Annotated in this window: 2 protein-coding genes; one reads left to right on the top strand and one right to left on the bottom strand. The window is 43.5% G+C overall.

The window, feature by feature from the left end; translation table 11 throughout:
- A partial coding sequence (locus tag A3766_RS03390) for a CZB domain-containing protein (protein ID WP_197479267.1) occupies positions 1–582 on the top strand: 582 nt, incomplete at its 5' end.
- Between the two features lie 231 nt (positions 583–813).
- Here the strand turns inward: A3766_RS03390 and A3766_RS03385 are convergent.
- Positions 814–1569 (bottom strand): OmpA family protein (locus A3766_RS03385; protein WP_068641684.1); only part of this gene is annotated, 756 nt, incomplete at its 5' end.

Genomic DNA, 1569 nt, shown 5'->3' with positions numbered 1-1569 from the left:
ACAATTTCTGATGCTCAAACCGCTGCTACAGAAAATGTTGATGCAACAGCTCAAATTGCCTCAGCAGCAACAGAGCAAGCTTCCGTAGCACAAGATATGGCAAGAGGTGTGCAAAATACCGCTGATGGCATTAATGAATCATTCACCATTTTCAAAGATATGTATAAAAATGTCGAATATCTACGTGACCTGCAAGTAGAGTGTTTGAGCTACTTTGATGTAAGCAACGATGATGTACTGCTTCGCATGGCCAAGAGTGACCATATTGTGTGGGTAGATAAGGTTATCCGTTTTGCATTATTTGGACAAAACAGCGTACAAGAGAGTGAGCTAAAAGATCATACCCAATGTCGCCTTGGGAAATACCTAATGTCTGATAAAGGACAGCAGCTAAGTTCCAAGAGTCGCTTCAAAGAGCTTTATGAAGATGTTCATCCGAAAGTACACGCTAAGGGCATAGAAATCTATAAGGTCGCACGAGCAGGCGCTGAACCATTATCTCTGCAGGGTGCAGTTGAAGAGCTTATTGGCTTATCAGATAGCGTATTGGATATTCTTAATGAATTTATCCAGCACCGTTAGAATTTCTTAGACCTTGCAATATTACCTCTGTTTCAGAAGGTGAAAAACAGCCCGCCAATATGAGGCTTGTGGCGCTTCGAAATGCTTGCTTTAGATCTCGCCGGCAATGCTAGGTTTAGGTCTGCTTTCAAAAGCAAAAAAAGTGGCGTATTAATCATAGCAACAAATTTAGCGACGCTAAGCTTCATCTATTTTTTTGCACAACTGCAAATTCAAAGCTTAGCTAAAGCACTATTTCTCTAGCTTCAAAAGCACCCTGCGATTCAGCTCTTGCGCCTGAGCCGAGTCTTCTTTTCTGGCTGGTCTAGAGTCACCATAGCCTTTAGCACTGATACGAGCTTCTGCGACTCCCTCAGAAATAAAGAAGTCCATTAAGGTTTCCGCGCGTCTTTCGCTTAGTTCCTGCTCGGAGGTGATTTCGCCATACAAGGATGCATAGCCATTTGTGTGAACCTCAATAACAATTGGCTTTGCTTGCTTTCGAAGCTCTGGTAGCAAGCTATCCAAAATAGACGCCCCTGAACGAGCCAAGTCATAAGACCCTGCATTAAAAAGAACACGAGAACTAAGTTGCAAGCTTAGGTAGGGTTCAGAATCTTCTATTTGAACATGCTGTTTTAAGTTTCCTGTATTGATAAGCGTGGCGAGTACTGAAGCATCAAGTTCGCCACCCTCTTGGCCAATACCGGTCAAATCCATCAGTTCATCAGTGAACACAGACAAATCAGCAGGCTTCTCAACAGGCGCCAAAACAGGTGCCTGCACTGAGCGAAACGTTAAATACAGCAATAAGCCCAGCGCTAGCATGAGCAGGAATAAATCAACAAATATGGAAGAGTTCGAGCCTTGCTCAGACACACCTTCACTTGATTGAAACTTAGCAAGTCGAAGTTTTTCAGACCAAGAGCTTGCGTCCTTCTTCTGAGCCTTCTCTGCGAAGCCATCGACTTTAGATAACATGGCCTTGAAATTATCAGCAGGACGCCT

This window comes from Oleiphilus sp. HI0132 (assembly GCF_001635845.1).
The sequence above is the reverse complement of the archived record's forward strand: the minus strand, read 5'-3'. Positions and strand labels throughout refer to the sequence as shown.